Raw genomic sequence first — 26,920 nt, 5'->3', positions numbered from 1 at the left:
TTGCGGCTTTTTTTATAGAACGAACAGCCGGCAGCGTTTCAGGATGTCATGATCACTTCTTCGATCGTGCCATCCGCCCGGTACCTTAACTCGTCGACGCAAACGGACCGCCGGTGACTTCCTCCATCCGGCAACCGGCCATTGTGATAAAAGAAATATGACCGCCCGCCGAAATCCAGCGTGGCCGGGCGGTTGGTGTCGCTGTTGAACGCCGGGGCACAAATGATACCGCGATACGTCCACGGCCCCGTAATCTGCCTGCTCATGGCGTATCCCACTTTCTCGGGCTGGCCGGCGCCGTACATCAGGTAATACCAGCCGTTCCTTTTGTAAAGATGGCTGCCCTCGCTGAATTCCGGCAGCCGGATGGTTTGAATGGGGCCTTCCAGCGCGGTGAGCGATGCGTTGAGCTGCGCGAAGTGACAATATTTATTGCCCCAGTATATGTAGGTTTTACCATCGTCGTCCGTCAGCACCGTGGGATCGAGGTTTTCCTTATCGTGATGCAACTGTGGGAGCAAATCTCCCGTTATGAGCGGTTGTTGCAGGTAATCTGTGTAAGGCCCTTCCGGCGAAGGGGCCCTTGCCACGCCGATCGCTTTCCCGGGAATATCGCGGTGGGAAACGGACACGAACCAGTAAAAGGCATCGTTGTACCGGACCACTTTCGATGCAAATGCATCGCCTGAGGCCCATTTGAAATCCGTCGCCTTCAATGGGGAGGCGTGTTCCGTCCAGCGGAGGAGGTCGGAAGAAGAAAAGCATAGCCAATCTTTCATCACATAATCGCTGACGCCGTGTGGTGGCTCGTCGTGGCCGGTAAACAGGAATACTTTTCCGTCGTATTCGAGCACAGTGGGGTCTGCGGTAAATTTGTGGCGGATGATCGGGTTCATGTGTATTTCTTTTGGCAATTGTTGCAATAGTAGGTGCGTCGTTTTCCTTTGCCCATGTAGGATTTTTCCAGTGGGATATTGCACCGGGGGCATTCCGTTTTCGTGTGTACGTTCCAGTGTTGTTTCAGCACGCCGGCTTTTTTCCAGCTGAGGAAATCGAACGCGAAATCGTGCATCGCTTTTACGAGTTCGCTGCGCTTTCGCGCGGGCAGGGCGCCTACCCTGCTGCCGGGGTGAACGCGTATGCGCCAGGGGACTTCGTTCTTGAAGATATTCCCGGCCCCGGCGAAAATGTTTTGGTCCAGCAGGGCGTCGCAGAGAAGGGCGCGGGGCATGTCTTTCAGTTTTTGGGATGCATGGCGCGGGTCCCAGGCATCGTTCAACAGGTCGGCGCTCCAGTCGTATATTTCATCCAGCGGCGATGTCAACAACTGTACGGAGCCGGCGTAAAAGTTCACTTCGCCGTTCCGGAAGCGCAGATGCAGGCGGGGTTTTGCTTTTTTCCGGTCGTTGATGAGATAGGATCCGAACAGCAGGAAATGCACCCGCACCGTGAACTTCGGGAAACAAATGAGGAAATGTTTGCCCCAGGTCCGGAAATGCGCGGTCTTGTTTTTCAGCAATTGCAAGTCGAACGATTTCTCCGTACCGGCTACCGCCAGCACTTTCTTCCCCGAGAACGGGGCGAGCGCTTCTTTCAAAATGACGATGGAAGGTCCTTCAGGCATAAATACCCTTCATCAAATGACAGACCATTATTTCCCCGATTTTCTATTTTTGCGGTCCAACTTATTTAAACTGATTATCATGAAACAGCAAACCGATACATTGCTCCAACAGCTGAAATCCAATGCCCTTGCGTTTAAAGACGTCATCGCGTTCATCGAGTCCCATTACCTGCACCAGCCCACTGCGTTCAAAAACGGTGAAGCTTTCAACGAAGCCACCCAGAACCAGGGCAGCGCCAAAGTATTTTCTTTCGCTAAAATAAACGGGCTCGGGAAGGAAGATACCCTGCAATTGTTCGCGGAACATTACCAGGCCGTGCTCAGCACGCCCGACGGCGCCGATCACCAGAATATCCGGCAGTTCATGCAGCACGGCTGGGACGGGATCGCATTTGAAGGGGAAGCGCTGACCGCGAAATAACCGGCTAAAGATGAATGTCGGATTTCAACCGGGTAAGCTCGCCCAGCAACCGCGTGACGCTTACCTCACCGGCCTTCTGCATACCCTCCGCCATCTTCGCGATCGTGAGGTTCAGGGTGTCGATCTCGGTGGGCCGGTGATGCCGGATATCCTGTAAGGTGGAGATCAATTGTCCGTCAGACATTTTGCTGATCGTGATAACGCTCTCCACCACTTCTTCTTCCCCGATTTCCACACCTTTTGCCCGGGCAATGCCTACACATTCCCCGATCACACTGCGGGCCAGCGCCATCGCTTTTTCATTGCGGTGGAAAAGCCCGTTATCCGTTTCCAGCAAGGGGCAGATGGAATTGAAGACGCAATTGGCGATGGCTTTCTTCCAGATGACCGGCTGAATGTTGCGCTCGGCGCGGAAAGGAAAAACAGGCGTATCGAGCAGTGCTGCCAAATCATCCAGACCAGCTTCACCTCCCCGGATCAAACCCACCGGCGACGGTGCCACCGGTTTGAAACGAAGCTCCCCATCGTCCGCAAACTGGCTCGTAGCGAATAAAACACACCGGTAGACGTTCGGAAACCCTTCCTGCAGAAACGGCATTTCCACTTCCAGCCCGTTTTGCAGCAGCACCACCGGCGAATCGCCGGTTTTACCCTTCAATGCCCTGGCCAATGCCACATTGCCGAACGATTTGTTCGTCAGCACCACGGTCCCGCCGAGCACGGCATGGTTGTTCAGCGAGTCGACGGTCACGGGATATTCCAGTTGCCCTTCCGGCGTTGCCACCCGGATAAGCTGTGTCTCCCGCTGCTGATCCGTAGTGCTTCCCCGCAACAGCACCACGTTCCGTTGGTGGATCCCCAGCGCCACGGCCAGTACCCGCCCGATGGCGCCCGCCCCGATGATGAAAATGTTTTGCATGGCCTATTGTTTTGATTTTTCAAATTTCAGCCGATAATTTCAACGTGAAGGATGGCAGATGCAACATTTTCCGGCAGATCAGTTGTTGGCTTCCTGCTCCTCCCCTACATAGCCGTTGCAACATCAATTCCACCTCAAACTAACCGTCAATCAATGTTTTACACGATTCCATAAAAAGTGTATTTTTATTTATAAACCTAATTATACTGCTGACATACTGCTGTCATAACCCGTTCTGAAATTTGTTTCATCAAACCGAAAAACCCATGAAACAGACCGTTCTTTTCCTCACTATTGCTGTTTTTGCCCTCTGCGCAAATGCACAAACCAAAAAACCTGACAATATGTTAACTGTAAAGCCCTTCAAAGTAAATGTCCCGCAAACGGTGCTGGACGATCTCCAACAACGGCTCCACCAGACCCGCTGGCCCGATGCGCCTGAAAACATCGGCTGGAATTACGGAACGGACCCCGTTTTCCTCCAAAATCTCGTGAAATACTGGCAAAACGGGTATGATTGGCGTAAACATGAAGCCGCCATCAATGCCATCCCCCAGTTTACCGTGGAAATCGACAGCATGACGATCCATTTCCAGCACATCAAAAGTAAAAACCCCAACGCCAGGCCCCTCCTGCTCGTACACGGGTGGCCCGATTGCTTCTACCGCTTCCACAAAGTAATCCCGCTGCTGACCGACGATTACCACCTCATCATCCCTTCCATTCCCGGGTTCGGCTTTTCCGGGCACGTCGCCAAAACGGACGACGGATCGGCGAAGATTTTCGCTACGCTGATGAACGACGTGCTGGGTTACAAAACCTACTTCGTGGCGGGTGGAGACGTGGGCCAGGGGATCGCCAAATCGCTCGCCAACCTGTACCCGGATAATGTTGCGGCCATCCACCTGTCTGACGTCGGGTATCCGAACGGGTCGGAAGACTGGAGCCAGATGTCGCCGGCGGAGCAGCAATTCGGCCAATTCATCCAGGGCTGGTGGTTCCGGGAAGGTGCTTACGCCATGTTACACGCCACCAAACCGCAAACGCAGGCATACGGGCTGAACGATTCTCCTGCCGGCCTCGCCGCCTGGATCACGGAGAAGTTCAATACCTGGCGCACGCCGGACGGTTCCATCGAAGATCATTATTCGAAAGACGATCTGCTCACCAACATCATGATTTACTGGGTGACGCAAACGATCAATTCCTCCATGCGCACATATGCGGTCGACAATCCGCAGGGCCTCGCCTCCAACAATAAAGTGAACGTTCCCACCGGTGTGGCGATTTTCCCGGGGGATGCGCCCACGCCGAAGGAATGGGCGGAAAGGCGGGTGAACCTCAAACGGTTCACCAAAATGGATAAAGGCGGTCACTTCGCCGCGCTGGAAGTGCCGGAGCTGTGGGCCAATGAGCTGAAAGCGTTTTTCAACAGCACCGGCGGAAAATAAATCCATATAAAAAAGCAGGCCCGTTGCTGGACCTGCTTTTTCTACTTTCCTTTTTGAAGAAGCGCCCCTCCAACCGGTGTTCCGGCGGCGGGACGCTTTTATTACTACACAACCGGCGTAACAGTTACAACAATTTCTTGAGATATTCCTCCAGTTCAGCACCGCGCAAGCCGATTTTCAGCAGGTTGCCCTGCTTGTCGATCAGCATCGTGGCGGGGATGGCGATCACATTGTAATCTTTCGCTACCTGGCTGTTGGGCCCGCTTTCGCCGATCAGTTGCGGCCAGGTGAGGTTGTCTTCCGCAACGGCTTTCAGCCATTTGGCATTGTCTTCGTCGATGGAAATGGAAACGATCGACAGCCCTTTATTTTTGTATTGTTCGTTGAGCTTGATGAGCAGCGGGTTTTGTTCGCGGCAGGGTTTGCACCAGCTGGCCCAGAAATCGATCAGCACGTATTTGCCTTTGAAGTCGGCGAGGCTGTGGGAATTGCCTTTGTCGTCTTTCAACCGGAATCCGGGAGCGGGTTTACCGATTTTCTCGAACGTGACGGCGCTGGTGCCCGTCATCTGGGTGAGCATGTGCTTTACGGTGAAGGTGTTGCGGACGTTGGGGCCCAGTTTGTCTATGAGGCTGATAATTTCCCCCGGAGCTTCGGTGCTCAGATAGGCGTTGATGAGGTACGAGCCTGCGCCGGCATTGGGGTTGCTCAGCAGCCAGGATTTTGCGAGGCGGCTATTTTCGCTTTTGATTTTATCCAGTTGTGCACTGAGCTCTTGCTGTACATCGGCATCACCTACCTGCGTTGCTTCCATGATCTGGCCTTCCAGCTCTGCGATTTTCTCTTCGCCCAGGTTGTTGCTGAAAAAATCTTTTTCCAGCTTTTGCCAATCACTTACGAACTGGCTTCCGCTGTACTCCGCGTTGGTGAAATACGGGCCTTTTCCCTTGATATTCAGCTTTCCGCCTTCGAGATAGAGGAAAGTTCCATGTTCTTCCTTTTGCTCCCGGCCGATCTGGATGATGTAGGTAGAACCCCCTTCCTTCATATCGAGCGTTTTCGAGAATTTGCCGTTTTTCACGAAAGTGGAATCAACCAAGTTCCCCAGCGGGCGCCAGAAAATTACCCGGTCGTTTTCCTTCAACCCGTCGATTTCGGCATTGATTTCCAGTTTGTCCTGGGCAAAGCAAACCATCCCGGAAAGCAAGGCCATACCTGTGAATATACGTTTCATGCGATGCGATTTTTATGATTTTGAGAATATTTTCAGTTCGTATTGTTCGTCTTTCGTACCGTCTTCGTTGAGCGTTACCAGGTTGGGAATTTTGATGCCATCATGGGCTTCGTAGGCCGACAATACTTTGGAATTGTACAGGAGCGGCGTCCCTTGTCCTTTGAACACTTCCCTCACTTTCATGCCCGATGCGGCATCGTAATAGTATTCCCAGGTGTTGCCTGCTGTGGTGGTCACGGTGACGAGGTACGCTTCGACGCCATGTATCAACCGCAAGGAATCGGACAGCATTACTTTGTTGCCAGTTTCGAAAAACCGCAGCTCGGGGAAAAGTGCTCCGGCGAATCGCAGCTGGTCTGCTTCGGCAGGCGTTAGGGCCTGCGGCTGGCTGAAACTGGAAAACTGAAGGCTGTCCGCCACTTGCAGCGATTTCAAGACCAGTGGCGTATGGCCTGTTTCCAGCATGGTGCTCCACGAACTGGCGTTACCGGATCCTAACCGTTGTGTCATGACGAACGCATTGCCGGGGCCCGCCCGGTATTCCAGTTTGGCCGATCGCAGCTGCGCCAGTTGTGCCTTTCCTCCGATGGCTTCGAGGTAACGGTCTATCACCTGCTGCGCCGTAACGGATTTATCGATGCGCAGTTTCGTGCCTCCACCGATCCAGACATTATCCGAACGGTCCATATCAGGCAGGCGGTTTTCCGGATCGAGGAGAACGGCGGTAACGGGCGAAGTCGTGCTCACTTTCAACGTGTGCTGATCATTCCATTCCCACACCTGCGCCGGCAATTTGATGCGGTGCGATTTGCCGTTGAACTCGCGTACCAGCAGGTTGACGGGCATGGGCATAGCCAGTTTGTTGACGAGCGTAACGAAAATACCGTTCGCAGGACTTCCTGTTGTGTACGTCACTTTCCGGATCCCCTGGTCCAGCCGCGCATCGGTGAAAAACCAGGCACGCCAGAACCACGAAAGGTCTTCGCCGGCAGCATTTTCCATGGCGCGGAAAAAGTCGTGCGGTGCGGGATGTCGGAACGACCACGACCGGATGTACCGCCTGAAAGCATCGTCGAACCGCCCGGCGCCCAGCACTTCATTGCGCAGGAGCATGAAAGCCATCGAAGGTTTGAGGTACATGATCTGCCCCATGTCTTTGGGCGGCACGCTGCCGAAAGTGGTGTGGATGGGGACTTTTTCACCCTTCATCGTGAGGATTTGCAGACCGGTTTCCCATTCGAAAGGGCCGGGACCGTTCAGTGCTTCCGCATTGAGGATGTTGATGAAAGTATTTTGTCCTTCGCACATCCAGCCGATGCGGCTGTCGCCGGCGATCATGAGGTTGAACCAGGCGTGGCCGATCTCATGATTGGTTTTTCCCCAGATAGTGCTGCCCATGCTGCTTTGGTCGTAGCGCAGGACAGACACTCCGGGGCTGGCCACACCGGTGATGGCAGCGCCGATATTGACGGCGGACGTATAGGGATAGGGCGTCCATTGGTTAGAATACGTTTTGAGGATGCGGGACATGGCCGTGGCGATGGTATCCCATTCCCGATGGCTGCCGGGCGGATACAGTGCCATGGTGGGTATCCGGCGCCCGTCGGGCAGCTGTGTGCCGAGGGCATCCCAGTTGAAGGCGGCGGAAGCGGCCCAGATACCGTCTCCGGCATGGGGTTCCGAGAAATGCCAGGTGAGGGTTTCGGCGCCTTTTGGCGTGGTGGCCTCCCCTGCCGTGCGGATGCGCATTGCAGTATCTCCGGCGATCGCAGTTCGGTAGCGTTGCAGCAGCTCCGGGCGCATGACTTCCCCGGGGTTCATGAGGGTACCAGTGCCCTGGACGATCATGTTGGCCGGCGCGGTAAACCGCATGTCCATACTGCCGGTCTCGACGTAGTATTGTGTCGAAAGCACATTCCAGCCGCGGAGATCGTCGTACACGCACATCCGCGGGAACACGGAGCTTAATTGGTAAACGCCTCCCTGCGGGGTTTTCAGCACGCCCATATAATCGGCGCCGCTTTCCGGAAGGGTATAATGATAGCCGATTTCCAGCTTCATTTGTTTGCCGGGCAGCAAAGGTTTCGCCAGCGCCACCCGGATGTAGTTATCCGAAACCCGGTAATCGGCGGGCTGCTGGCCGGCCAGGAACCGTTCGATGACACATCCGTCCGTATATTCCTTCACGCCGAACCGGCTACCTTCCGGCGGTGTGAGCAGGCTCTCGCGCGAATCGCTCCGGAAGCGGTTGAGTGCGGCCACCAGCCAGAGATACGACAAAGTATCCGGGCTGTTATTGGAATAGACGATGGTTACCTGTCCCTGCACTCTCCGCGACGCGGTATCCAGCGAAAGGACGATCTTATTATCCGCCCTGTTCTGCCAATACCCCGGGCCCGGCGTGCCATTGAGGCTGCGCTGCGCGCTGCCCGGCGAATGCGATACCGGTGCGAATGCCGCAACGGGATCGTATCCGTTTTCCGGGCGCTGTTGGGCCAGCGCCGGCATGGAAAGCCCAAGCGCCAGCATCAGCAGCACGTTCCTGCATGTATGATTGACCACTTTTATTGCGCCTGTTGATTGTAGTAATCTTCGATCTCCTGTTCCACTTTTTCGTCGAGCGCAGTGCTCAGCGCCGCATTGAGGAAATTGCCGTTTTTGTCGATAACGATGTAACGGGGCGCCTGTGTGATACGGTAACCGTCTTCGAAGAGGGCTTTAGCCGCTTTATCGTCGTCGCGGGTGATCACGGTCAGGTTATTGGGCCCGGTGATACCGGCCTTCCCCGCCAGTTCCATCCAGAGTTTTTCGAATCCGGGCGTATGCCAGGCGATGGTGAGGAAAACGATATCGTCTTTCCCCTTGTATTTTTCAGCGATCTCCCGGAAACGCGGCAGTTTGGCGATGCAATACGTGCACCAGTGCGCCCACACGTCGATCACAACCATTTTCCCTTTGTAATCAGACAGGTGGACCGTCTTGAACTTTTCGTTCTTCGCCGCAAAGTTGGGCGCCGGCCGGCCATAGTCGAGCACTACGTATCGGTTGTACAGCGAATCGATGTAATTGCGGGCCGCTTCTGTACTTACGCCGTTTTTCAATACGGGATAAATTTCCTTGATCGTCGGCGTCCAGTGTTTATAGCGCGTTTCGCCATATATCCAGAGTTTGGCGGCTTCATCGCGGAGCACGGTGCTTTTGGCGGTGCGCATGAGGTCTACCATCATGAATTCCGCTTCCAGTCCGGGTTCTGCGGCCTGCCGGCCAAACCACCAGGTAGAAACGATGGTGCTCATCAGATGCGCATTGCCGATCCTGTCGAAATGAGGGCTGGTGAGGTCGAATCCCTCAAAATACCAGTCGGAAAAACCTTCCGTTTTGGCGACTTCTTCGTGCGCCCGCACCATCGAACGTTTGGCCATCATCCGGCAGATGCCTTCAAATACGGCCACCGTTTCCAATTCATCGACCGATAATCCTGCCGCCTTCTTTTCCTTCGCGATCCATGTATCCGTCACCTTAAGCAATCCATCCATTTCCGCCCTCGACTTCGCTTCACTGCAGGTATTAAAAATCGAATCAATCCTGTTCGGCAGCTGGAACTTCCTGTCGTTGTGCAGCGCATGCGGTCTCATATTCCGCATCTGCGATACATCCATTTCTACTTCCAGCGGTTCATTGGTATTAACGAGGAAGGTTTTATTGTGGATAAACATTATCTGGCTGCCTTTGCTCAAATCCCGCAAAACGGGCACAGGCGCCTGCCCCTCCTTCCCATTTATCTGCTCGAACACATGCCCGTTGGCTCCGATGTACGAAAACATGAAAGTGTAATTGGCATTCGTTTTCGAGTGCAGGTTCAGTTGAAATTTGCCAGGTCCGCCGGCTGCGGCCGTCAGCGTTCCACATACGGCGGCTATCAGGAGCCCAAAGGTTTTCTTCATTCCAATTGCATTAATTAGGTGAACGGATTACGGCCGGTTGCCAATGGCAGCCAGGTCCAGGTTATGTTTCTCGCGGAAATAATTCAGTACGATGTTGTATTTGCGGCGTACGATCCCTTTCGTGTCTTTCTGCGGACTGAGAATGGTCGCTTCCAGTTCGGCCGTTGTATGGCTCATGATGGCCTGCGTGTAGCTGGAAAAATCCTGCGCGCGGTCGGGCCGGTTAGGCGCCTGCACTTCCAGCATCCCGAACTGGTATTTATTGTTCTCGGTGATGCCAGAGATACTGGCGGGCCACAGGGCGAGGAACTCATTCGGCATTACCACGCTTTTCCCCAGCGCCGCACGATACATGTAATAGCGCCGCAGGGAGGCCAGGAAAGTTTTCCTTTCCCCGGGCGTCTGCTGTTCCAGTTCGGCTTTCGTCCACCCGATGCCCAGCATTTCCGGGCTGGCGGCGAAACCGGTCGTCACATTAATGGCGCCGCCGGGCAAAGGTGCTCCTATGGCGGAGGAGAGGATGATCTTAAATGGTACGGTCGTTTTAATGAAGCTTTCCGGGAAGACCGACAGGCTTTCCTTGAACACCTGTATCAACTGCCCAACATACGCAGGATCTCCCAGCGCCGCGGTATCCGACAGGTAGCCGGTGTTGTTGTAGGCGAAATCACGATAGTTGAATTTATAAAGGATATAAGTACCGTATTGTTTTTTAAACGCGACGATTTCGTTATCGAACGCATGGTTCCCCTGCGGCAACTGGAATGCGTCGGGCAACAATTGCGGGTTTGGTTTCGCTTCCCTGCCGCATGCAGCCAGGATGCAAAGGACTCCTGCCATCCCTGCCGCCGCTGCGAATCGTTTGAAAGTAAGTGCCATGTTGCTAGAGTTTATTGCGGTTTGCGGACGTAGGTAATCTGTTTGTTTTGCGTGAGGGAATGGTTGCGATCCAATACTTCCCGCGGAATCGCGAGCACGTATTGCGGATCGTTTTCCTCCAGCACGTACACCTCGGTAACGGCTTCACTGGGGCGATACACGTGCTCGATACGCGGCATGCCATAGCGGCGGAGGTCGAACCAGCGGTGGCCTTCCTCGAAGAACAATTCACGGCGGCGCTCTGCGCGGTACTTTGTCAACAGCTCGTCACCCGGCATCATGCCCCACACCGGTGCTTCTCCGGGATTGAACCTTTTGGCGCGAAGCGTATTAAGATCTGTGAGCGCTTTTTGTGCGAACGATGCATCACCGGTTTTACGATACAGCTGAATGTACCCTTCCGCCCTGTTGAGATAGGCTTCGGAACTTCTCCAGATCATATAGTCCATATCGTTGAAATGTTTCTGGCTGGAATAATCCGGAGCGAACCAGACTTTCAGTTCCGGAGGCGTCCACCAGATGTAGTAAAACGTACGAAGATCATTGGGCTCGTAAGAATCGTAAAGGTTGTGCGAAACATCCGCCAGGAGCGGGAACCCGTTCACTTCCGTTTCCTTGTTGGAACCGTAGGCCCAGATGGTTTCGGGGCTCTGGCTGCGGATCGGGGAATACTCCTGGGACCAGCCCGCGAGGTCCTGCAGTTCCGGATTGTATTGCAAAACGTAGCTGGCATGGTCCACCGCGGCCTGCCAGTCTTCCATTTGAAGCGCTACCCTGCTGGCGAGCAGATGCACCGCAACATGACTGAAGAAAGTCTTCTCCCGCTCCCTTTTGTCTTTCTCGAGCAGCCTGATAGAGCTGTCGATATCTTTTTTGATCTGTGCATACACTTCGGCCACGCTGTTGCGGGTCAAATCGCTTTCCACCACATTGGCATCCAGTTTCAGGGGAACGCCGGGCAATTTGTCCGGCGTGGTGCCAGCCGTATTGTACGGCATCGCATACAAGTTCACGAGCATGTAGTAATAGTACGCCCGCAACCCGAACGCCTGGCCTTTAAACCATTCCCGCTCGTCGTTGTCGCCTTTCGCTACGTCGAGGTACTGCAGGGCAACGTTTACAGGCAACATTAGCTTGTAATAGGTTTCCCAGGAATTGATCACCGTAGTTTCGCCGCCTGCCAGCCTTACCGCTTCGGTATACTCCGCCTGCCATTTAAAAATCGGCGAATATTTCTGGTGCGCCTGATGGTCGGTGGAGCCGATCGTCAGGTAATATTCCACATCATCGGTCAGGAAAAAAAGTTGCGGCTGTAATTTGCTGTTCCCGTCGGGATACCCTTTCGTACAAAGGATATCTCCGTAATCAGCAACAGTTGTAGGTATGATATCTGTCTGGGAACGCTCTTCGAGAAATTTTTTGCAGGACGTAATGCCCGTTGCCCCGGCCAGTATCGCTATCAAGAATAATTTTTTCATCAGCTTTCAGATTTGTCCGTTAAAAATTAGCCTGTATGCTCCATGCAAACTGGCGGGAGATCGGCAGGGCGGTAGTTCCCACCCCATCGATTTCGGGGTCTTGCCCTTTCAGTTGACGGGAAGCGATGGTGAAGGGATTGGTAATGTTCAGGCTCATCCGCAGGTTCTTAACAGGCGTATTACGGAATACCGTTGCGGGAACTGCGTAAGCCATCATGATGTATTTGCATCGCAGGAAGTTGGCATTTACCACGCGCAGATCCGACAGGTCATACATTTGGTATTGCGCCATATTGCCCGCACCCGCAAAGTCCCGCACCGAGGGGAGCTGCTGATAACCTGCCGGGAAAATATCCCTGATCACCGGCACGTCGGTAAATTGCTCGTCGCCGGGTTTACGCCAGCGATCGATCAGGTCGCGGCTGGCGTTGGAAGAGGGTGACGGGATCCCATACCCAGCATCCAGCCGGCGGAACATCTGGTTCAACCTTTTGGAAGCGCCCAAGCTGTAGTACAAGCCCATATTCATCGAAAAATTCTTATAGCGGAAGCTCGGTGCCACGTTCCCGAAAACTGACGGCTCCAGTTGCCCGCTGTACACCATGTACTCGTAGGGCTCGTCCAGTATTTTACCGGGATTCATGAAGTTGAAGACGGGAAGGCCCGTTTTTCCGTCGAGACCATTATATGAGAAGGAATAAAATCCGCTGATCGGACGGCCGGGCATAATGGCGCTTCCGCTGAGGTAATCCATAGGATTGTTGCGGTATCCCTGCTCACCGACTTTATTCCGGTTGATACTGTTCATGAACGTGAACGAAACGGTCATGTCTTTCTTTTGCACCGCCACCACGTTCAGGGTAATTTCAAGTCCCCCGTTGGTCATATTCCCGAGGTTCACATACGTTTCCCCCACCCCGTTTTCGGCAGGCACTGCGCGGGCCGACAGCAGGTCTACGCTTTTCTTGCCGTAGAGGTCCACCGCCAGGTTCACACGGTTCTGGAGCAACGCCACATCGAGCCCGAGGTTCCATTGATAGGTCTTTTCCCAACGCAGATTCGGGTACGGAAGCGTTTTGATAACAACGGGGGGCCTGCCCAGCAGGTTACGTTCTTCCTCCGTTCCCGGAATGAAGTTGGCGATGAGGCTGGGCCCAACCTGTGTTACCACGTTGCCCTGGGTACCATACGAAGCGCGGAGACCAAGATTGTTGAAGAACCGGCTGGTCTTCATCCATTTTTCGCCGGTAACATTCCAGCGGAAAGAAGAGCCGAAGTTGGGAAGGAATTTGGAGTTGGAATACTGCCCGAAACGGTTGGAACCGTCGGAACGTACCGTAACGCCAACGGTGTACCGGTTGTCGTAGTTATACGCAGCATTGGCATATAACCCGAGCCTGTTGTCGAGCTGGTCCATCAGCTGGTTCCGGCTCTGCCTTCTCCTGGAAAAATCGTTGGCATAAAACGTTTTTCCGCGATCATGGTAATATCCCGGCTCCTGCGAAAGATGCCCTTTCAGTTGGCGCGAACTGATTTCCGTACCCACGGTAAAGTCGAACTGGTCGCGCTGCTTGAAAAGGTACTTTGAAAACTGGAGCGAGTTCCGGGTATTGATGGTGAGGCTGTTCATGTTACTGAAATTCGCGATCCCGCCGCGATTCAACTCCGACCGGTTCATGACTTCAACAGGAACGACTTCGCCCAGGTTCCAGCCCCTGATTTTTCCCGCATGGCTGCTGGCCTCGAACGCCGCACGAAACGCGTCTGTGGCGTCGGAAATAGCGCTGGACATATGTTCGAAACGTAAACCGCCTCCGATGTTATAAGATAATTGCAGATTGGCCGACGCATTGCGGGACGCATTGGTATTGAGCGTATTGGCAATTTCGTCATGGATGTTGTAGTTGATCGGTTTCGGGATATAGTTACCGCTGGGCACATCAGGAAGCGACCAGGCATATCTTTCATGCGGATCCAAAAACCGGCTGGCCTGGATCGCGTAGGTCATGGGGTTCACTGCGGTATAATATCCTTCCATCTGGCTGTAACCCGCCATCAGGTGAAGGTCCAGCTTCAATCGCTTGCTCAGTTTAGCGTTCAGCCGGATGTCGGCATTGTATCTTTCGTTCCCGTCTTTCTTGCCCGCGCCGTTGTTCCGCCCATAACCCAGCGAGGCGTACCAGGTGGTATTATCGTTACCTCCGCCCAGGCTCAGCGAATGATTCATGCTGAACGCGTTGCGGAAAAGTTCCCTGAACCAGTCGGTATTCCGGGAACTGCTGGCCTGTACGGCAGCCTTGAACTGATCTTCCGTCAATTCGCGCGCGTATAGCCTCGCCAGTAATTTTTCATAAGAAGATTCCGGTTCGAAACCTGCGGTAAAGCGTTCCTTCACCAGGCCGTCGTCGATGATCTCTTTGGAAAAATTCATTCTTTCTTCGGAGTTCATAAGATTCATCCTGCGGTAGGAAGGCCGGGCGGAGAAAGACATATCGGTGTTATAGCTGATCTGCAGGGGCCCCGCTTTACCTCTTTTGGTCTGGATCACGATCACGCCGTTGGCGGCCTGGGTGCCGTAAATGGCGGTAGCCGCCGCGTCGCGGAGGAAAGTGATGCTTTCGATATCGTAAGGGTTCAGTCCGCGAACGGCGTTACCGAGCAGGTTAAAATCGCCGCCGATGATGTTGTTCAGTTCCCCGGTGGCGAGGGGAACGGGCTCTGGGCGGATCATCCCGTCGATCACCCAGATGGGCGAAGCGTTCCCGATGAAGGTGGAGGTACCGCGCATACGGATCTTCGGTGCCGCATTTACGCCGCCGGAAGAATTGAGGATCATCAGGCCGGGTACCTTTCCCTGGAGCATTCTGTCGATCGAGGGCTCCCCGGGCTGGAGAATGTCTGCCGCATTGAGTTTGAACGTAGATGCCGTGGCCATCCGTGCTTCGATGCGTTGGTAGCCGTTTACCACCACTTCCTTGATTTCCTCGGGCGAGGGCTTCAAGGTCACCTTCATGAGGCCTTCTGTTGCCGGATTAGCGCGCATGGTAACGGCACGGATGCCTACGCCGGAAAACCGGAGCGGCTCATTTTCGTACACCATGAGGGAAAATATCCCGTCGTCGCCCGTTACGGTTCCGATGTTCGATTCCATGGCCCGGATGGAAATCCCTTCCAGGGTGGGCCCGTTTTCGGAAACGACCTGCCCGCTCAACAGGAAACTTTTCCTGCCTGTTTTTTGATTGGCTTCCACTTCGGGATAAATGATGATCCCGCCCATGTCTTCTGCAAACTGCAGTTTGGTACCTGCCAGGATGTGTTGCAGCACATCCTGGAGCCGCTGACCTTTCGCATCCACATTAACCGGTGGTTGGTTGCGGATAAGGTCGGAGTTGTAGGTAAAGCGCACATTGGTAAGCGCGCGAATGTCTTTAAGCACCTTGGCCAGGGATGTTTTGTCCGCTTTATAGTTCACCCGAATGTCCATAATGGAGCGGGTTTGCGCGGCCAAACCGCCGGAAAGCGCCAGCAAAAACACCAGGAGGAATGTGCGGGCATAGCACTGCCAGGCCCATCCTCTGATAAGCAATCCAGATTTTGATCTCATGTTGATAAAAAGATTTACATGCCGCCTCGTCCAAGGCGAATTCGTATCTATGTATTCAAGCCTGCAGCGATAGTCCCCCTGCTAGTCCTTGTAAAAAATTACCGTCCGGCCTTGTATCCGGAACCGGATGTCCCCAGTTGTTTTTTTGAGTTGTTCGAGTACCGTTTTCAAGTCTTCCGGGCGCGACATGTCCAGCGTAAAGCTGCGCTGCCGCAGGGATTCGTCTTCAAATCGGAATGTATAGTCGTATTCCCTGTCTAATGTTCCTGCAATTTGTTCCAGGCTCGCGTCGTCGAAATAAAGCTGGCCGTCTTTCCAGGCCGTAACCCCGCGAACATCCGCCTGCGTACGGTCCATACTACCGGATGCGGGATCGAAAGCCACCTGTTCTCCGGGAGACAGTACCATCGATTTGCCGGCTGCGCTGGTTTTTACTTTACCACTGGCAAGCGTGGTATAGGCAATGCCTGTATAAGTATTGATGTTGAATGCCGTTCCAAGCACCTCCACGTCCATACCTCCCGCCTGCACGATAAACGGCTTCCGCCCGTCGGCCTTAACTTCGAAATACGCCTCCCCTTCTACCTGCACGCGGCGGCTGTTGCCGGAAAACGCCGAAGGATAGATAAGTTTCGACGCCGCATTCATCCAAACGGCCGAGCCATCTGCCAGCATGATGCGGGCATGTTTGCCCCGGGGGATCAGCAAAGTATCCACCGTTACAGTACCCGATCCGGCATCTTCATATACGATATCGTCCCCAGCGGAATTGACGGTGGCACCGTTATTCAACTGCAATTGGATGGCACTATCTCCCAGCACAACGGTCTTGCCGTTGGAAGATTTGATCGTAATCTGCAAGGACACCTGCGCCATCGCTTCCGGAGATTCTCCACCGGCGTTGCCCGCATCGTTCCGGAGCGTACGAACGCCAACAACAACTCCAATCACTACAGCTGCCGCAGCGGCTGCCCACCAAAGCCGGCGTAATCTTCCGCTCCTCCGTTTTCCTTCTTCCGAATCAGCCGTACGTTGCAAATACGCCGTTTCATATTCCGGCTTCATTCCTTCCATTTCAACGGCCCGCTGAAAACGCGCCCAGCCCTCATCAGCCGGAAATTGCGCTTCCGGATCACCGGCCTTTGTACGGCGGCGAATTTCATGTGCAAGACGCAAGTGTTCGTCCTCATCGCTGTTGCCAGCGGAAGTATTTTGTTCGAGATCCTCCAGTTTCGGGAGCAACCGATCCCATTCAATATTGTGATCCGGATTTTCCATTCTTTGACTATATAAATGGCAACACAAGTTTGAAAAAGGGTGAATGCCGGGAATATTTTTATTTTAAAAAAAACAGGATACTGATAATGCGGACCAACCAACCGCACTCCTTCCGTAAAAACTGGTACGCCAGCTTAATATGGGTCTTGACGGTATTAATGGAGATATCCAGCTGGACCGCAATGTCTGCGTACTTTAATCCATCGCGGTTGCTGAGTAGGAACACCGTGCGGCGCTGTTGGGGTAAACGCGAAATGGCCGCCCATAGGGCGGCATTCCTTATTTCTTCGGCCTCGGATGATTCATCGGCAGCGTCTGCCACCGTTTCGGCTAATTCGTCAGTCATCTCAAAACTGATCCGGCCTGCCCGTTTGATATAATTCAACGAAGCATTTTTTACTGACCGCGCAGCATAACCCGGAAATCCGACGTTGATGACCAGCTCGTCCTTCTTATTCCAGCAATACAGGAAAAAATCCTGAACGATGTCCCTGGCCGCCTCCTCATCCTCCACCACATAAAATGCGATCCGGCAAAGCGCCGAATAATGTTGACGGAAAAGATCCTCGAACGAAATCTGATCTCGTGAATTTGGTTGACTCATACCCCTTTATAGCACACATCATGATTACCCTCACAAAATAGTTAATTATTTGATTTCGCAGATTTTGCATTTGATCAATGCGCCATATCCCCCACAAGGTCAGCCGAATGGGCGATATACCGATCGGTACGCAAGGTTTTGAGCCATTCCTGCTGGCGGTCCGCCTCCGGAGACCCTGGCGCTGCGGACACCAATACCCGTGCCCCCATCACAGCGCCCCCTGTCATGCGGGCCGCAGCTTCCAGCCGCTGCTCGACGGCCGCTTTTTCAGCCGCCGCACGTTGAAATTCCTTAAAGGATAGCGAACGAACGTCCTTTTCATGCGCCTTGAGCCACCTCAGGGCCTCCCCGATCGCCGCAAATCCCGTATCCTGTGCCACCCGGGCCTTCGCCGCCGCAATTGGCGCCGTCAGCGTACCGGCATGCTCCCATCGCTCAAAATAAGCCGCAGCCATCGTATCCGGCTCCCATGCCGTCGGGTAATTCCGCTCCCGGAACCCGTTCCACTCCCCTTTGCCCGGGAACACCACGTCCGGCGTTACCCCGTTCAGTTGCGTAGACGCCCCCGTTATCCGGTAAAACCGCCCCAGCGTAATGGCCAGCGAGCCATAACTGATATTGGGCGTTCCCAGCTGCTTGTTGCCCATCTTCCCCATCGCCCGGGTTTCCTGCATCGTTCCCTTTCCATAAGAAGAAGGACTGCCCACAATTACCGCACGGCCATAATCCTGCATCGCCCCGGCAAACATTTCGGAAGCCGACGCACTGCTTTCGTCCACCATCACCGTCAAAGGCCCGTCGTACGACACATCCTTCCACTGCATCATGTCGAACCGGGTGGTCTTGTCCTTAAACCGCCCCTGCGACACCGGACCGGCGGGTAAAAATATCCCGGCCATTTTCTGCACTTCCTCCAGCGAACCGCCACCATTGCCGCGCAAATCGATAATGATGCCGGCAACGTTTTCCTTTTTCAGGGCCAGCACCGCCTTTGCCACGTCCATCGCGCATTGCGCGCCGTCCGGCCGGCTCAGGTCCTTATAAAAATCCGGGAGCTTAATATATCCGTAATTTTTCCCATTCCTTTCTATGACGGCACTCTTCGCGGCATTGGAATTATCCAGGATCACGCCCCTTGTGAGACTGATCTCCGACTCCCTGCCCGCGCGGCTCACCAGCATCCGCAGCACCGACCCCGAATCCCCGCGCACCATCTGCGACACCTGCGACACCGATAGCCCCGCCAACGGCTTCATCTTCCCGCCTGCATCGGCCAGGCTCAGGATATGATCGTTCGCCTGCAACAACCCGCTGCGCTCGGCCGATCCGCCCGGAAGTACCCGCTTCACCCGGATATCCCCTTCATCGGCCGAAAGCTCCAGCCCGACCCCGAAGTACCGGTGAGACATGCGCGCGTCGCGCTCCCTCTCGTCTGCCGGCGCGTAAAAGTTCGTATGCGGATCGATTTCCATCACCACCGTATTCATAAAGGACGAAAACCGCAGGTCTGTCCCCGATTCCCCGACATAATTGTTGTAAAAAACATCCTGCCGGAACAGCACTTTCGCCCGTGCTTCCTTTTCGGCGGCAGCCATGCTTAACGCAGGCTTTTCCGCCTGGATCTCCCTCATCTTCTGTAAAACCTGCAACTTAAGGTAACGCTCCCAGGCCAGCTTACACGCCTTCTCCCCTCCCGGCCAATGCTCGATGGTAGCCGCGATACTGTCTTTCCGCGAAAAATCCATCGGTTTGGCCAGCAGCCCCCGATATAAGGGCATCATCTCCTTTATGCGTATGACCAGCAGACTGTCTGCCTGGCGGAAAAAGCCCAGCGACGGCGCCTTCAGCTCATCGTCGATCTGCTTTTCCCAACTCCTCAGCAGTGCTATATCCTGCTGGCGGAACAGCAGCTTGTTGGGGTCCTGGTTCTGGAGGTACTTCGTCCAGATGGAACTGGAGAAATTATCATCCAGCGCTTTCGGTTGAAAATGCTCGGTCGTGATACGTTTCATCACCTGGCGGAGCGTATTGACCCGATGGGTTTCCTTGTCAGGGGCCGTTGCGAACGACGCGCAAAGTAACCCGGCGGCCAGAACGGGCACCGTATGATGAAATGCCTTCAATTGGCGGAAGAAGATTTGTCGCATATCCTAACAGGCAATCGAAAGTTGGTTTCGGGTGAATGGAAATTCTGTTTTTTCTTTCGGATAGTCTGCGTAAAGTTGTAGCTGTCAACCGAACATAACATTAAAATATCGACACCATTGAAACGATTATTCAACAGGCCGCTGAGATTGGAATGGATTGTCCTGCAAATGGCGATCGCGCTGCTGATGGCCGGCAGCACGCATGCGCAGGGGATCAATTTCCGGAACGAGCTTACTTATGAAGAAGTGCAGGCCCTCGCCAAACGTGAGCACAAAGGCATTTTCATCGATTTTTATACCACCTGGTGCGGCCCCTGCAAACACATGACCCGATACATTTTTACGATGGAAAAAGTCGGCGCGTACATGAATGAGAATTATATCAGTGTGAAAATCCAGGTAGACAGCACCGCGGCCGACAATGCATCCGTACAGCGCTGGCGGGAATCGGCACGTATGCTCGCGGCCCGGTATAAAGTCAAAAGTTTTCCTACCATGGTATACCTCGAAGCGAACGGTACACCGGTCAACCGGATCGTAGGCGCATCCGGAAGCGACGACTTCCTGCAATCCGCCCGCCAGGGCCGGACACGCGAATCCGGTTACTACGCACTCAAAAACAGGTTTACCTCCGGCGAACGTTCCCCCGAACCGCTCCGGGCGTTCGCGCTTTCCGGCAAAACCGTCGGGGACCCCGCGGCAGACACGGCTGCAGACATTTACCTGCGTACCGTAAAGGATACCTTTTCTCCGGAGTACCTAACATTATTGCAGCAATTCACCCAAAAAACCACAGATCCCGGGTTCAAACTTTTGATGGAAGCGCCCTCGAAAATCAATGCCGTATTAGGGCAAGGCGTTGCACAACAACTTGCGTTCGGTATTATTCTGAAAACCATCCAGTTCTCCGCGGAAAAAGCCCAATGGCTGAAAGAAAATTATCCTGAAAAAGCAGAACAGATCCTTCAATATGCGAAACTGACGGAAGCGAGAGACCGGTTGGATTCCACAAACTTTTTCCCCGCTGCAAAATCCTATCTGTCCCGGTACGGAAAGGAAATCTCGTTCGAAGACCTTTCCAGCATAAGTTTCGCCGCAACTTCCATGTATACGGATGCATTGAGGCTCGAACAGGTGCTGGCCTGGCTCGGACCTACCCAAAAGGATACGTCCAGCTACATGTACCCTTACGCCCGCGCCCTGGTGCTCTATGAGCTCAATCGCAAACCGGAAGCCCTCCAGCAGGTGGATCTCGCCATCGCAAGATCGGAAGCATTCCCGGAACGGATGTTCCGCGCAGTGCGGGATGAAATGGTAAAAGGGGGAAGCTTGAAGGATTTTTCGTTTATCATGGAATAGCGAAAGCGAATTGCCTTTTAAATAAAACGGACGCTGTGAATAGGATCCCCACAGCGTCCGTTTCTATTAACTACATCTGTATAACATCGGATTTCCGAATATTGGACAAATCAGTATTAAGACAGCATTCATTCGAAGCAGCAATGCACATCCCGTCCTTCCGGATACGACACATTTTTGCCAGCAGTATTCCAATCAAAGCGCAACATCAGGGCAAAAAAAAATAGGTAAGCCGGATGACTTACCTATCAAAAATTCAAAAATTTTTCGTGGAGCTGGCGGGAGTCGAACCCGCGTCCAAACATATTCCCGGAAAGCTTTCTACATGCTTATTTCCTTATTGCTTTTTCGAGGCCTGGCAGGAACGGAACAAACCAACCTTGCCCTTATCCGTTAAGTTTTTCGTTGCACACTCACAGAAACCATGTGCACTTATCCATCTGTGGTTTTGATTCAGCGGCGGGAGTCGCAGTAGGACACAATTCCGGCGGCTATAATGGGTACCTAATCTGATTAGGCAGCCATGGCGTAGTTAGATTCGCCAATTAAAGTTTGGGTATTCAGATTTACGTGCTAATTATCCAACGCACGACATGCTTACACTTTCAAAGACCTATGCTGTCAAAACCGGTCAGCCCCGGTATTTTTGCTCTGCAAAGATACGAATAATTCCTGATTTATTTTCCGGTGATCGCTCGCCAGATATCCAAACCGTTCGCATACAACAGTAACCCGAACAACAATACCATCCCCACGATCTGCGCATACTCCATGAACTTCTCACTCGGCTTGCGGCCGGTAATGATCTCATAGATGAGAAACAGCACATGGCCCCCGTCCAGCGCAGGTATCGGGAGAATGTTCATGAACGCCAGGATGATGCTCAACAGCGCCGTCAGCGTCCAGAAGCTCTGCCAGTCCCATTCCGAGGGGAACAGGTTCCCGATCGCCATAAAACCACCGAGCGATTCGCTGGCCTTCACTTCCTTCGAAACGAAAATCAACCGTAATTGCTTCACATAGTCTACCAGCGTTTCGATGGCCGTCGTAAAACCTGCCGGGATCGCTTCTCCGAAAGAATAGCGCTTCGTCACGAAATCAAGATGCCGGTCAGGAAAAACATTCACGCCCAGGTATCCCGCCGCAGGGATTTTAGCACTTTTGGTAATGGTATCCGCGCCACGCTTCACCATAACGGTCACCGTTTTGCCGGAATCCTTCACCACCAGTTTCGAGATTTCATGGAAATAATGCACGGGCTGGCCATTGATCGCCAGCACGGTATCCCCTGCCAGCAAACCGGCCTTGAACGCGGGCGTCTCCTCCTTTTTCACTTTCGCGATAACGGTATCGATCACCGCCGGTAACCTGACTGCCGCGATGGCGCCCTTCTTCCGGATCGTCCCTCCCACAAATCCATCTTTAATATGCACATCCAGCTGCTGCCCGTCGCGGATCACCTGGATGGTCTTAGCTTCGTCGAGGATCACACCTTTCGTAATGTCCCGGAAATCTTCCGGTTCGTTACCGTCGACGGAAACGATTTTGTCACCGTCCTTCAAACCGATGCTATAACCTACTGAATCGGTATAAATACCATATTTCACGTTCTGCACCGGCAGCAATTTCTCGCCCCAATGCCAGAGGATCATCGTATAAATGAGAAAACCCAGGACCAGGTTCACCGTCACACCGCCGATCATGATGATCAGGCGCTGCCAGGCCGGCTTGGAACGGAACTCCCAGGGCTCCGGCGGCCGGTTCATCTGTTCCTTGTCCATGCTTTCGTCGATCATCCCCGCGATCTTCACATAGCCGCCCAACGGCAGCCAGCCAACGCCATATTCGGTGTCGCCTTTCTTGAATTTGAAAAGGGAAAACCAGGGATCGAAGAAGAGGTAGAACTTCTCCACTTTCGTTTTAAACAGTTTGGCCGGGATAAAGTGCCCAAGTTCATGCAGGACCACGAGGATCGATAAAGAAAGGAGCAACTGGCCTGCCTTGACTAATATTGCGGTTGTTTCCATGTATTTGCTTGAAAAACCAGGTATTTTTTGCGAATGTAAGTAATTAGGTCAGGCTATGTATCAATTCTGCGGCATGATCGCGGGCAGCTGTGTCGGCCTGGTAATATTGCTGTAAAGTCGGCTTTTCGACGAATGGCACTTTCGCCATCGTTTCCTCGATCACCTCTGTCATCTGCAGGAACCCGATCCTGTTTTTCAGGAAAGCGTTCACCACTTCTTCGTTGGCCGCGTTCATGACGCAGGCAGCATTGCCGCCCTTGCGCAGCGCCTCCATGGCGATCGCCAGGTTGCGGAACGTTTTCACGTCGGGCTGTTCGAAGGTCAGGGAAGGATAATTCTTGAAGGAAAACCGCGGGAATTCGTTGACCAACCTGTCCGGATACCCCATGGCATACTGGATGGGCAGTTTCATATCGGGCAGGCCCATCTGTGCTTTGATGGAACCGTCGGCGAATTGCACCATGGAATGGATGATGGACTGCGGATGGATGATCACCTCGATCTGGTCTGCATGCAAACCGAACAGCCACTTGGCCTCGATCATTTCCAATCCCTTGTTCATGAGGGTGGCCGAATCGATGCTGATCTTGGCGCCCATGCTCCAGTTGGGATGCTGCAGGGCGTGGTCTTTTTTAACGTTGATGAGGAAATTCGTCTTTTTGCCGAGGAACGGTCCGCCGGAAGCCGTCAGGATCACCTTTTCCACTTTGGAAAGCGGTTCGCCCTGCAGGCATTGGAAAATGGCGGAATGCTCGGAATCCACCGGGATGAGGGGCACGTTCTTCTTGCGGGCGGTTGCCATGACGATGTCTCCCGCCACCACGAGGGTTTCCTTGTTGGCGAGGGCCACGGGCGTGCCCTGTTCCAGGGCGCTCAGCGTCGGCGCAAGCCCGGCGAAACCAACGATGGCAGACAAAAACAGGTCGATGGAATCCCACGCGGCCACTTCCACCATGGCGGAAGGGCCGGCAAACACTTTGATCCCCTGGTCGAATAAAACGTCCTTCACTGCGGCGTACTTGGTTTCATCGCCGATCACGACGGCATTGGGCCGGTGTTTCAGCGCCTGCTCGATCAGCAGCGCGTCGTTCGATTGTGCGGTCAGCACTTCCACTTCGAACAGGGCGGGGTGGGCTTCGATCACTTCCAGTGCCTGGCGGCCGATAGAGCCGGTAGACCCGAAAATGCCTATACGTTTTTTACTCATGATCAGATTGAATCTCTCCTTGCGTTTAAATTTAAAGGTTTTTTCAATTGCGGCGTGCGAAAAGGGCCGCCCCGCCTGTTGGGCGGGGAATATTCACCCGGGAAATGCCGGTTTTCAGCGGCCTTCCAGGTATTTGCCCAGCTCGTCCGCGATGGTACGGTCGTTGCTGAGGCGGGGCACCTTGTTCTGCCCGCCCAGTTTTCCGATGGATTTCATATAGTCGATAAACCCGTTCTTGCGTACCGGCCTGATTTTCAGGGTTTGCAGGATATTGCCGGTCAACAGGTCGTTATAATAAATGTTCTGTTCCTGCATCGCCGCGTCTACCTCCTGCGCAAAGCCGTCGAGGTTGCCGGGCACGTCTTCGAACTCCACGAACCACTCATGGTACGGCAGTTCGCCGTTCACCTGGATTTTGGGCGCAACGGTGAATTCGGTGATGCGGACGCCGTGGCGGCTGGCCACGCCCATGAGGCTGTGCTCCACTTCTTCGCCGATGACGTGCTCGCCGAAGGCGGAAATGAAGTGCTTGGTACGGCCGGTTACGACGATACGGTAAGGGTTGCGGGACACGAACTTCACGGTGTCTCCTATATTATATGCCCACAATCCGGCATTGGTGCTCACGATCATGGCGTAATTCACCCCTGTTTCCACGTCTTTGAGGGAAATACGGGTGGGGTTGGGCGAGAAGATCTCCGCCGCAGGCACGAATTCGAAGAAGATGCCGGCGTTGGTGTTGAGGAGAAGGCCCTCCTGCTGCTGGGTGTCCTGGTAGGCGAAAAAGCCCTCCGACGCAGGGAAAGTCTCGATGGTGGTCACTTTCCGGCCGATGGAATCCATCAGTTTGGCGCGGTACGGCTCGAAATTGACGCCGCCGTGCACGAGGAGGTTGAAGTTGGGGAACAGTTCGCCGACAGGCTTGCCGCTCCGGGCGATCAGTTCGTCGAAATACATCTGCATCCACGGCGGAATGCCGGAAATGAGGCGCATATCCTGGTTGATGGTCTCGTCCACGATCTTGCCCAGCTTGGTTTCCCAGTCTTCGATACAGTTGGTTTCGTAGGTGGGCAGCTGGTTGGTGCGGAGGTACCGGGGGATCTGGTGGTTGGCGATGCCGCTGAGCCGGCCGGTGGGGATGCCCGCGATCCTTTCCAGTTCGGGAGAGCCGGAAAGGAAGATGAGCTTGCCGTCGAAAGCCGATGCGTCGCCCGTTTCCACGACATTGCAGAAAACGGCGTTGCGGGACGTATTGAAGTGATGATCGATCGATTCTTTGGAGATCGGGATGTATTTGACGCCGCTGGTGGTGCCCGACGTTTTGGCGAAGTACATGGGCAGGCCTTTCCAGAGGATGTTATGGCGCCCTTCCTTGATTTTCTCGATCCAGGGCCGGAACTGCTCGTAGTCACGGATGGGAACGGCCTGTTTATATTCCTGATAGTTGTGAATATGCTCGAATGTGTGCTCTTTCCCGAACTCTGTTTTCCTGCCCGTCTTCAGCAAATCCTGGAGGATGGCCTCCTGGTCTTCCGCCGCCCGCATCATTTCCTTCTTCACCTTTCCGGCGATAATGGAAGCAAATGGTTTGGCCAGCAGTGATTTAAACTTCATGCCCCGTTATTTTAATGATCAACGTAAGTAACAAATGTATAAAAATTGTCCGCAAGTTAAGCGTTTTTAGAACTGGCCACTGGCGGGGCTTGCAGGGTGTAAAGCGGCAGGTGGCCTGCGGGTGCGGGGGAAGGGGGATATGTATACAATTGTTAAAAAAAACTAAAATTGTAAAAAGTGCGTATCTTTGATATGTAATCTACTATTTTTCAAGCCTGTAAAAACCCTTGCCGGGTGAACGGGCATTAAAATTGCAGGAATTGTTTTGTTGATTAAAAAACAAAGTAATACCTTTGCAGGAAATTATTTTTGGAAATACTATGTTCGCAGTTGTAACAATCGCAGGTCAGCAGTTCAAGGTGCAAAAAGATCAGGAGATCTTCGTTCACCAACTGGCTGGTAACGTCGGAGATAAAGTAGAATTTGCAGAAGTTCTGCTGACTGACAACGACGGTAAGATTACCGTAGGTACTGATGTAAAATCAGTGATCAAGGCTGAAATTCTGGGCCATGTGCAAGGTGATAAAGTGATCGCCTTCAAAATGAAGCGCAGAAAAGGCTTCCGGAAGAAAGTGGGCCACCGTACCCATTTCACCAAGATCAAGATCAACGAAATTGCTTAAATTCATATTGACTAAAAGTTTCTAAAGTTATAATACAATGGCACACAAAAAAGGTGAAGGTAGTGTAAAGAACGGCCGGGATTCCCAAAGCAAAAGGCTCGGGGTTAAAATCTTCGGCGGTCAGGCAGCTGTAGCCGGTAACATCATCATCCGTCAGAGAGGCACCGTGTACCATGCTGGTTCCAACGTAGGTATCGGCAAGGACTTCACGATCTATGCGCTGACCGACGGTGTGGTGGAATTCAGGAAAGGTCGCGAAAACCGCACTTTCGTTTCCGTTAAATCATTTGACACCACTGCGCAGGCGGAAGCCTAATTCAGCGTAGTGTTTGCCATAAAGTTTTTTTAATACCCAATTTTAATTACTAACCCAAAATTCAAAAAACAATGGCAACAATTAAGAAAGCCGCTGCTAAAAAAGCTGCTCCGAAGAAAGCTGCTGCTAAAAAAGCCGCTCCTAAAAAAGCTGCTGCTAAGAAAGCCGCTCCCAAAAAAGCTGCTGCTAAG

20 protein-coding genes and 1 other RNA gene are annotated in these 26,920 nt (G+C 53.4%); 5 read left to right on the top strand and 16 right to left on the bottom strand.

The window, feature by feature from the left end:
• Positions 1-38: 38 nt before the first annotated feature.
• Both ACQKLP_RS07600 and ACQKLP_RS07595 read right to left on the bottom strand, forming a co-directional pair.
• Positions 39-896, bottom strand: a complete 858-nt coding sequence (locus tag ACQKLP_RS07600; RefSeq protein ID WP_427321578.1) for a family 43 glycosylhydrolase — start codon at positions 894-896, stop codon at positions 39-41.
• Positions 893-1,624, bottom strand: a complete 732-nt coding sequence (locus ACQKLP_RS07595) for an endonuclease (protein ID WP_427321576.1) — start codon at positions 1,622-1,624, stop codon at positions 893-895. The genes ACQKLP_RS07600 and ACQKLP_RS07595 overlap by 4 nt, the downstream gene beginning before the upstream one ends.
• A 79-nt stretch (positions 1,625-1,703) precedes the next feature.
• Here ACQKLP_RS07595 and ACQKLP_RS07590 point away from each other — a divergent pair, with 79 nt between their 5' ends.
• A complete protein-coding gene (locus ACQKLP_RS07590; protein ID WP_341843443.1) occupies positions 1,704-2,045 on the top strand; it encodes a HopJ type III effector protein in 342 nt (113 codons plus the stop codon).
• A 4-nt stretch (positions 2,046-2,049) separates the two neighbouring features.
• Here ACQKLP_RS07590 and ACQKLP_RS07585 read toward each other — a convergent pair whose 3' ends face one another.
• Positions 2,050-2,964: a ketopantoate reductase family protein gene (locus tag ACQKLP_RS07585; RefSeq protein WP_427321574.1), complete on the bottom strand. Its 915-nt coding sequence runs from the start codon at positions 2,962-2,964 to the stop codon at positions 2,050-2,052.
• 344 nt (positions 2,965-3,308) lie between these two features.
• Here ACQKLP_RS07585 and ACQKLP_RS07580 point away from each other — a divergent pair, with 344 nt between their 5' ends.
• Complete coding sequence (locus tag ACQKLP_RS07580; protein WP_427321572.1) at positions 3,309-4,415, top strand: epoxide hydrolase family protein; 1,107 nt, start codon at positions 3,309-3,311, stop codon at positions 4,413-4,415.
• Between the two features lie 124 nt (positions 4,416-4,539).
• Here the strand turns inward: ACQKLP_RS07580 and ACQKLP_RS07575 are convergent, their stop codons facing one another.
• The 9 genes from ACQKLP_RS07575 to ACQKLP_RS07535 form a co-directional block, all read right to left on the bottom strand.
• Complete coding sequence (locus ACQKLP_RS07575) at positions 4,540-5,649, bottom strand: redoxin domain-containing protein (RefSeq protein ID WP_427321570.1); 1,110 nt, start codon at positions 5,647-5,649, stop codon at positions 4,540-4,542.
• A gap of 12 nt (positions 5,650-5,661) precedes the next feature.
• The gene (locus ACQKLP_RS07570) at positions 5,662-8,211 is read right to left on the bottom strand and encodes a M1 family peptidase (RefSeq protein WP_427321568.1); all 2,550 of its coding nucleotides are present in this window, start codon (positions 8,209-8,211) and stop codon (positions 5,662-5,664) included.
• A 2-nt stretch (positions 8,212-8,213) separates the two neighbouring features.
• Complete coding sequence (locus ACQKLP_RS07565; RefSeq protein ID WP_427321566.1) at positions 8,214-9,593, bottom strand: TlpA family protein disulfide reductase; 1,380 nt, start codon at positions 9,591-9,593, stop codon at positions 8,214-8,216.
• 27 nt (positions 9,594-9,620) lie between these two features.
• A complete protein-coding gene (locus ACQKLP_RS07560; protein ID WP_427321564.1) occupies positions 9,621-10,472 on the bottom strand; it encodes a hypothetical protein in 852 nt (283 codons plus the stop codon).
• Positions 10,473-10,483: 11 nt separating this feature from the next.
• Complete coding sequence (locus ACQKLP_RS07555; RefSeq protein WP_427321562.1) at positions 10,484-11,950, bottom strand: RagB/SusD family nutrient uptake outer membrane protein; 1,467 nt, start codon at positions 11,948-11,950, stop codon at positions 10,484-10,486.
• A 19-nt stretch (positions 11,951-11,969) separates the two neighbouring features.
• The gene (locus ACQKLP_RS07550) at positions 11,970-15,554 is read right to left on the bottom strand and encodes a SusC/RagA family TonB-linked outer membrane protein (RefSeq protein WP_427321560.1); all 3,585 of its coding nucleotides are present in this window, start codon (positions 15,552-15,554) and stop codon (positions 11,970-11,972) included.
• Positions 15,555-15,635: 81 nt separating this feature from the next.
• The gene (locus ACQKLP_RS07545; protein ID WP_427321558.1) at positions 15,636-16,859 is read right to left on the bottom strand and encodes a FecR family protein; all 1,224 of its coding nucleotides are present in this window, start codon (positions 16,857-16,859) and stop codon (positions 15,636-15,638) included.
• A gap of 31 nt (positions 16,860-16,890) precedes the next feature.
• Positions 16,891-17,436: an RNA polymerase sigma-70 factor gene (locus ACQKLP_RS07540; protein WP_427321556.1), complete on the bottom strand. Its 546-nt coding sequence runs from the start codon at positions 17,434-17,436 to the stop codon at positions 16,891-16,893.
• Positions 17,437-17,510: 74 nt separating this feature from the next.
• On the bottom strand, positions 17,511-19,583 hold the full coding sequence (locus ACQKLP_RS07535; RefSeq protein ID WP_427321554.1) for a carboxy terminal-processing peptidase: 2,073 nt from the start codon (positions 19,581-19,583) through the stop codon (positions 17,511-17,513).
• A gap of 117 nt (positions 19,584-19,700) precedes the next feature.
• Here ACQKLP_RS07535 and ACQKLP_RS07530 point away from each other — a divergent pair, with 117 nt between their 5' ends.
• On the top strand, positions 19,701-20,942 hold the full coding sequence (locus tag ACQKLP_RS07530; protein ID WP_427321552.1) for a thioredoxin family protein: 1,242 nt from the start codon (positions 19,701-19,703) through the stop codon (positions 20,940-20,942).
• A gap of 267 nt (positions 20,943-21,209) precedes the next feature.
• On the opposite strand, the gene ssrA is transcribed toward ACQKLP_RS07530, so the two are convergent.
• The 4 genes from ssrA to ACQKLP_RS07510 form a co-directional block, all read right to left on the bottom strand.
• Positions 21,210-21,581: a transfer-messenger RNA gene (gene ssrA, locus ACQKLP_RS07525) on the bottom strand.
• Positions 21,582-21,619: 38 nt separating this feature from the next.
• Positions 21,620-22,969: an RIP metalloprotease RseP gene (rseP, locus tag ACQKLP_RS07520; protein ID WP_427321550.1), complete on the bottom strand. Its 1,350-nt coding sequence runs from the start codon at positions 22,967-22,969 to the stop codon at positions 21,620-21,622.
• A gap of 43 nt (positions 22,970-23,012) precedes the next feature.
• A complete protein-coding gene (locus ACQKLP_RS07515) occupies positions 23,013-24,176 on the bottom strand; it encodes a 1-deoxy-D-xylulose-5-phosphate reductoisomerase (protein WP_341843428.1) in 1,164 nt (387 codons plus the stop codon).
• Between the two features lie 114 nt (positions 24,177-24,290).
• On the bottom strand, positions 24,291-25,790 hold the full coding sequence (locus ACQKLP_RS07510) for a GH3 auxin-responsive promoter family protein (protein WP_427321548.1): 1,500 nt from the start codon (positions 25,788-25,790) through the stop codon (positions 24,291-24,293).
• A 293-nt stretch (positions 25,791-26,083) separates the two neighbouring features.
• Here ACQKLP_RS07510 and rplU point away from each other — a divergent pair, with 293 nt between their 5' ends.
• Positions 26,084-26,413: a 50S ribosomal protein L21 gene (rplU, locus tag ACQKLP_RS07505; RefSeq protein WP_240646677.1), complete on the top strand. Its 330-nt coding sequence runs from the start codon at positions 26,084-26,086 to the stop codon at positions 26,411-26,413.
• Between the two features lie 37 nt (positions 26,414-26,450).
• Positions 26,451-26,729 carry a 50S ribosomal protein L27 gene (rpmA, locus tag ACQKLP_RS07500; protein WP_109697096.1) on the top strand — a complete coding sequence of 93 codons (279 nt, stop codon included), beginning with the start codon at positions 26,451-26,453 and terminating at the stop codon, positions 26,727-26,729.
• Positions 26,730-26,920 lie beyond the last annotated feature (191 nt).

Origin of the sequence: Chitinophaga sp. NPDC101104 (assembly GCF_050277495.1) — a bacterium.
In the GTDB taxonomy this organism is placed as follows: domain Bacteria; phylum Bacteroidota; class Bacteroidia; order Chitinophagales; family Chitinophagaceae; genus Chitinophaga.
The sequence above is the reverse complement of the archived record's forward strand: the minus strand, read 5'-3'. Positions and strand labels throughout refer to the sequence as shown.

Coding starts and splice junctions, on each gene's coding strand:
- ACQKLP_RS07515 (WP_341843428.1), bottom strand. CDS start 24,176: ATGAGTAAAAAACGTATAGGCATTTTCGGGTCTACCGGCTCTATCGGC.
- ACQKLP_RS07600 (WP_427321578.1), bottom strand. CDS start 896: ATGAACCCGATCATCCGCCACAAATTTACCGCAGACCCCACTGTGCTC.
- ACQKLP_RS07595 (WP_427321576.1), bottom strand. CDS start 1,624: ATGCCTGAAGGACCTTCCATCGTCATTTTGAAAGAAGCGCTCGCCCCG.
- ACQKLP_RS07550 (WP_427321560.1), bottom strand. CDS start 15,554: ATGAGATCAAAATCTGGATTGCTTATCAGAGGATGGGCCTGGCAGTGC.
- ACQKLP_RS07555 (WP_427321562.1), bottom strand. CDS start 11,950: ATGAAAAAATTATTCTTGATAGCGATACTGGCCGGGGCAACGGGCATT.
- ACQKLP_RS07585 (WP_427321574.1), bottom strand. CDS start 2,964: ATGCAAAACATTTTCATCATCGGGGCGGGCGCCATCGGGCGGGTACTG.
- ACQKLP_RS07535 (WP_427321554.1), bottom strand. CDS start 19,583: ATGCGACAAATCTTCTTCCGCCAATTGAAGGCATTTCATCATACGGTG.
- rseP (WP_427321550.1), bottom strand. CDS start 22,969: ATGGAAACAACCGCAATATTAGTCAAGGCAGGCCAGTTGCTCCTTTCT.
- ACQKLP_RS07565 (WP_427321566.1), bottom strand. CDS start 9,593: ATGAAGAAAACCTTTGGGCTCCTGATAGCCGCCGTATGTGGAACGCTG.
- ACQKLP_RS07510 (WP_427321548.1), bottom strand. CDS start 25,790: ATGAAGTTTAAATCACTGCTGGCCAAACCATTTGCTTCCATTATCGCC.
- rpmA (WP_109697096.1), top strand. CDS start 26,451: ATGGCACACAAAAAAGGTGAAGGTAGTGTAAAGAACGGCCGGGATTCC.
- ACQKLP_RS07575 (WP_427321570.1), bottom strand. CDS start 5,649: ATGAAACGTATATTCACAGGTATGGCCTTGCTTTCCGGGATGGTTTGC.
- ACQKLP_RS07560 (WP_427321564.1), bottom strand. CDS start 10,472: ATGGCACTTACTTTCAAACGATTCGCAGCGGCGGCAGGGATGGCAGGA.
- ACQKLP_RS07580 (WP_427321572.1), top strand. CDS start 3,309: ATGTTAACTGTAAAGCCCTTCAAAGTAAATGTCCCGCAAACGGTGCTG.
- ACQKLP_RS07590 (WP_341843443.1), top strand. CDS start 1,704: ATGAAACAGCAAACCGATACATTGCTCCAACAGCTGAAATCCAATGCC.
- ACQKLP_RS07540 (WP_427321556.1), bottom strand. CDS start 17,436: ATGAGTCAACCAAATTCACGAGATCAGATTTCGTTCGAGGATCTTTTC.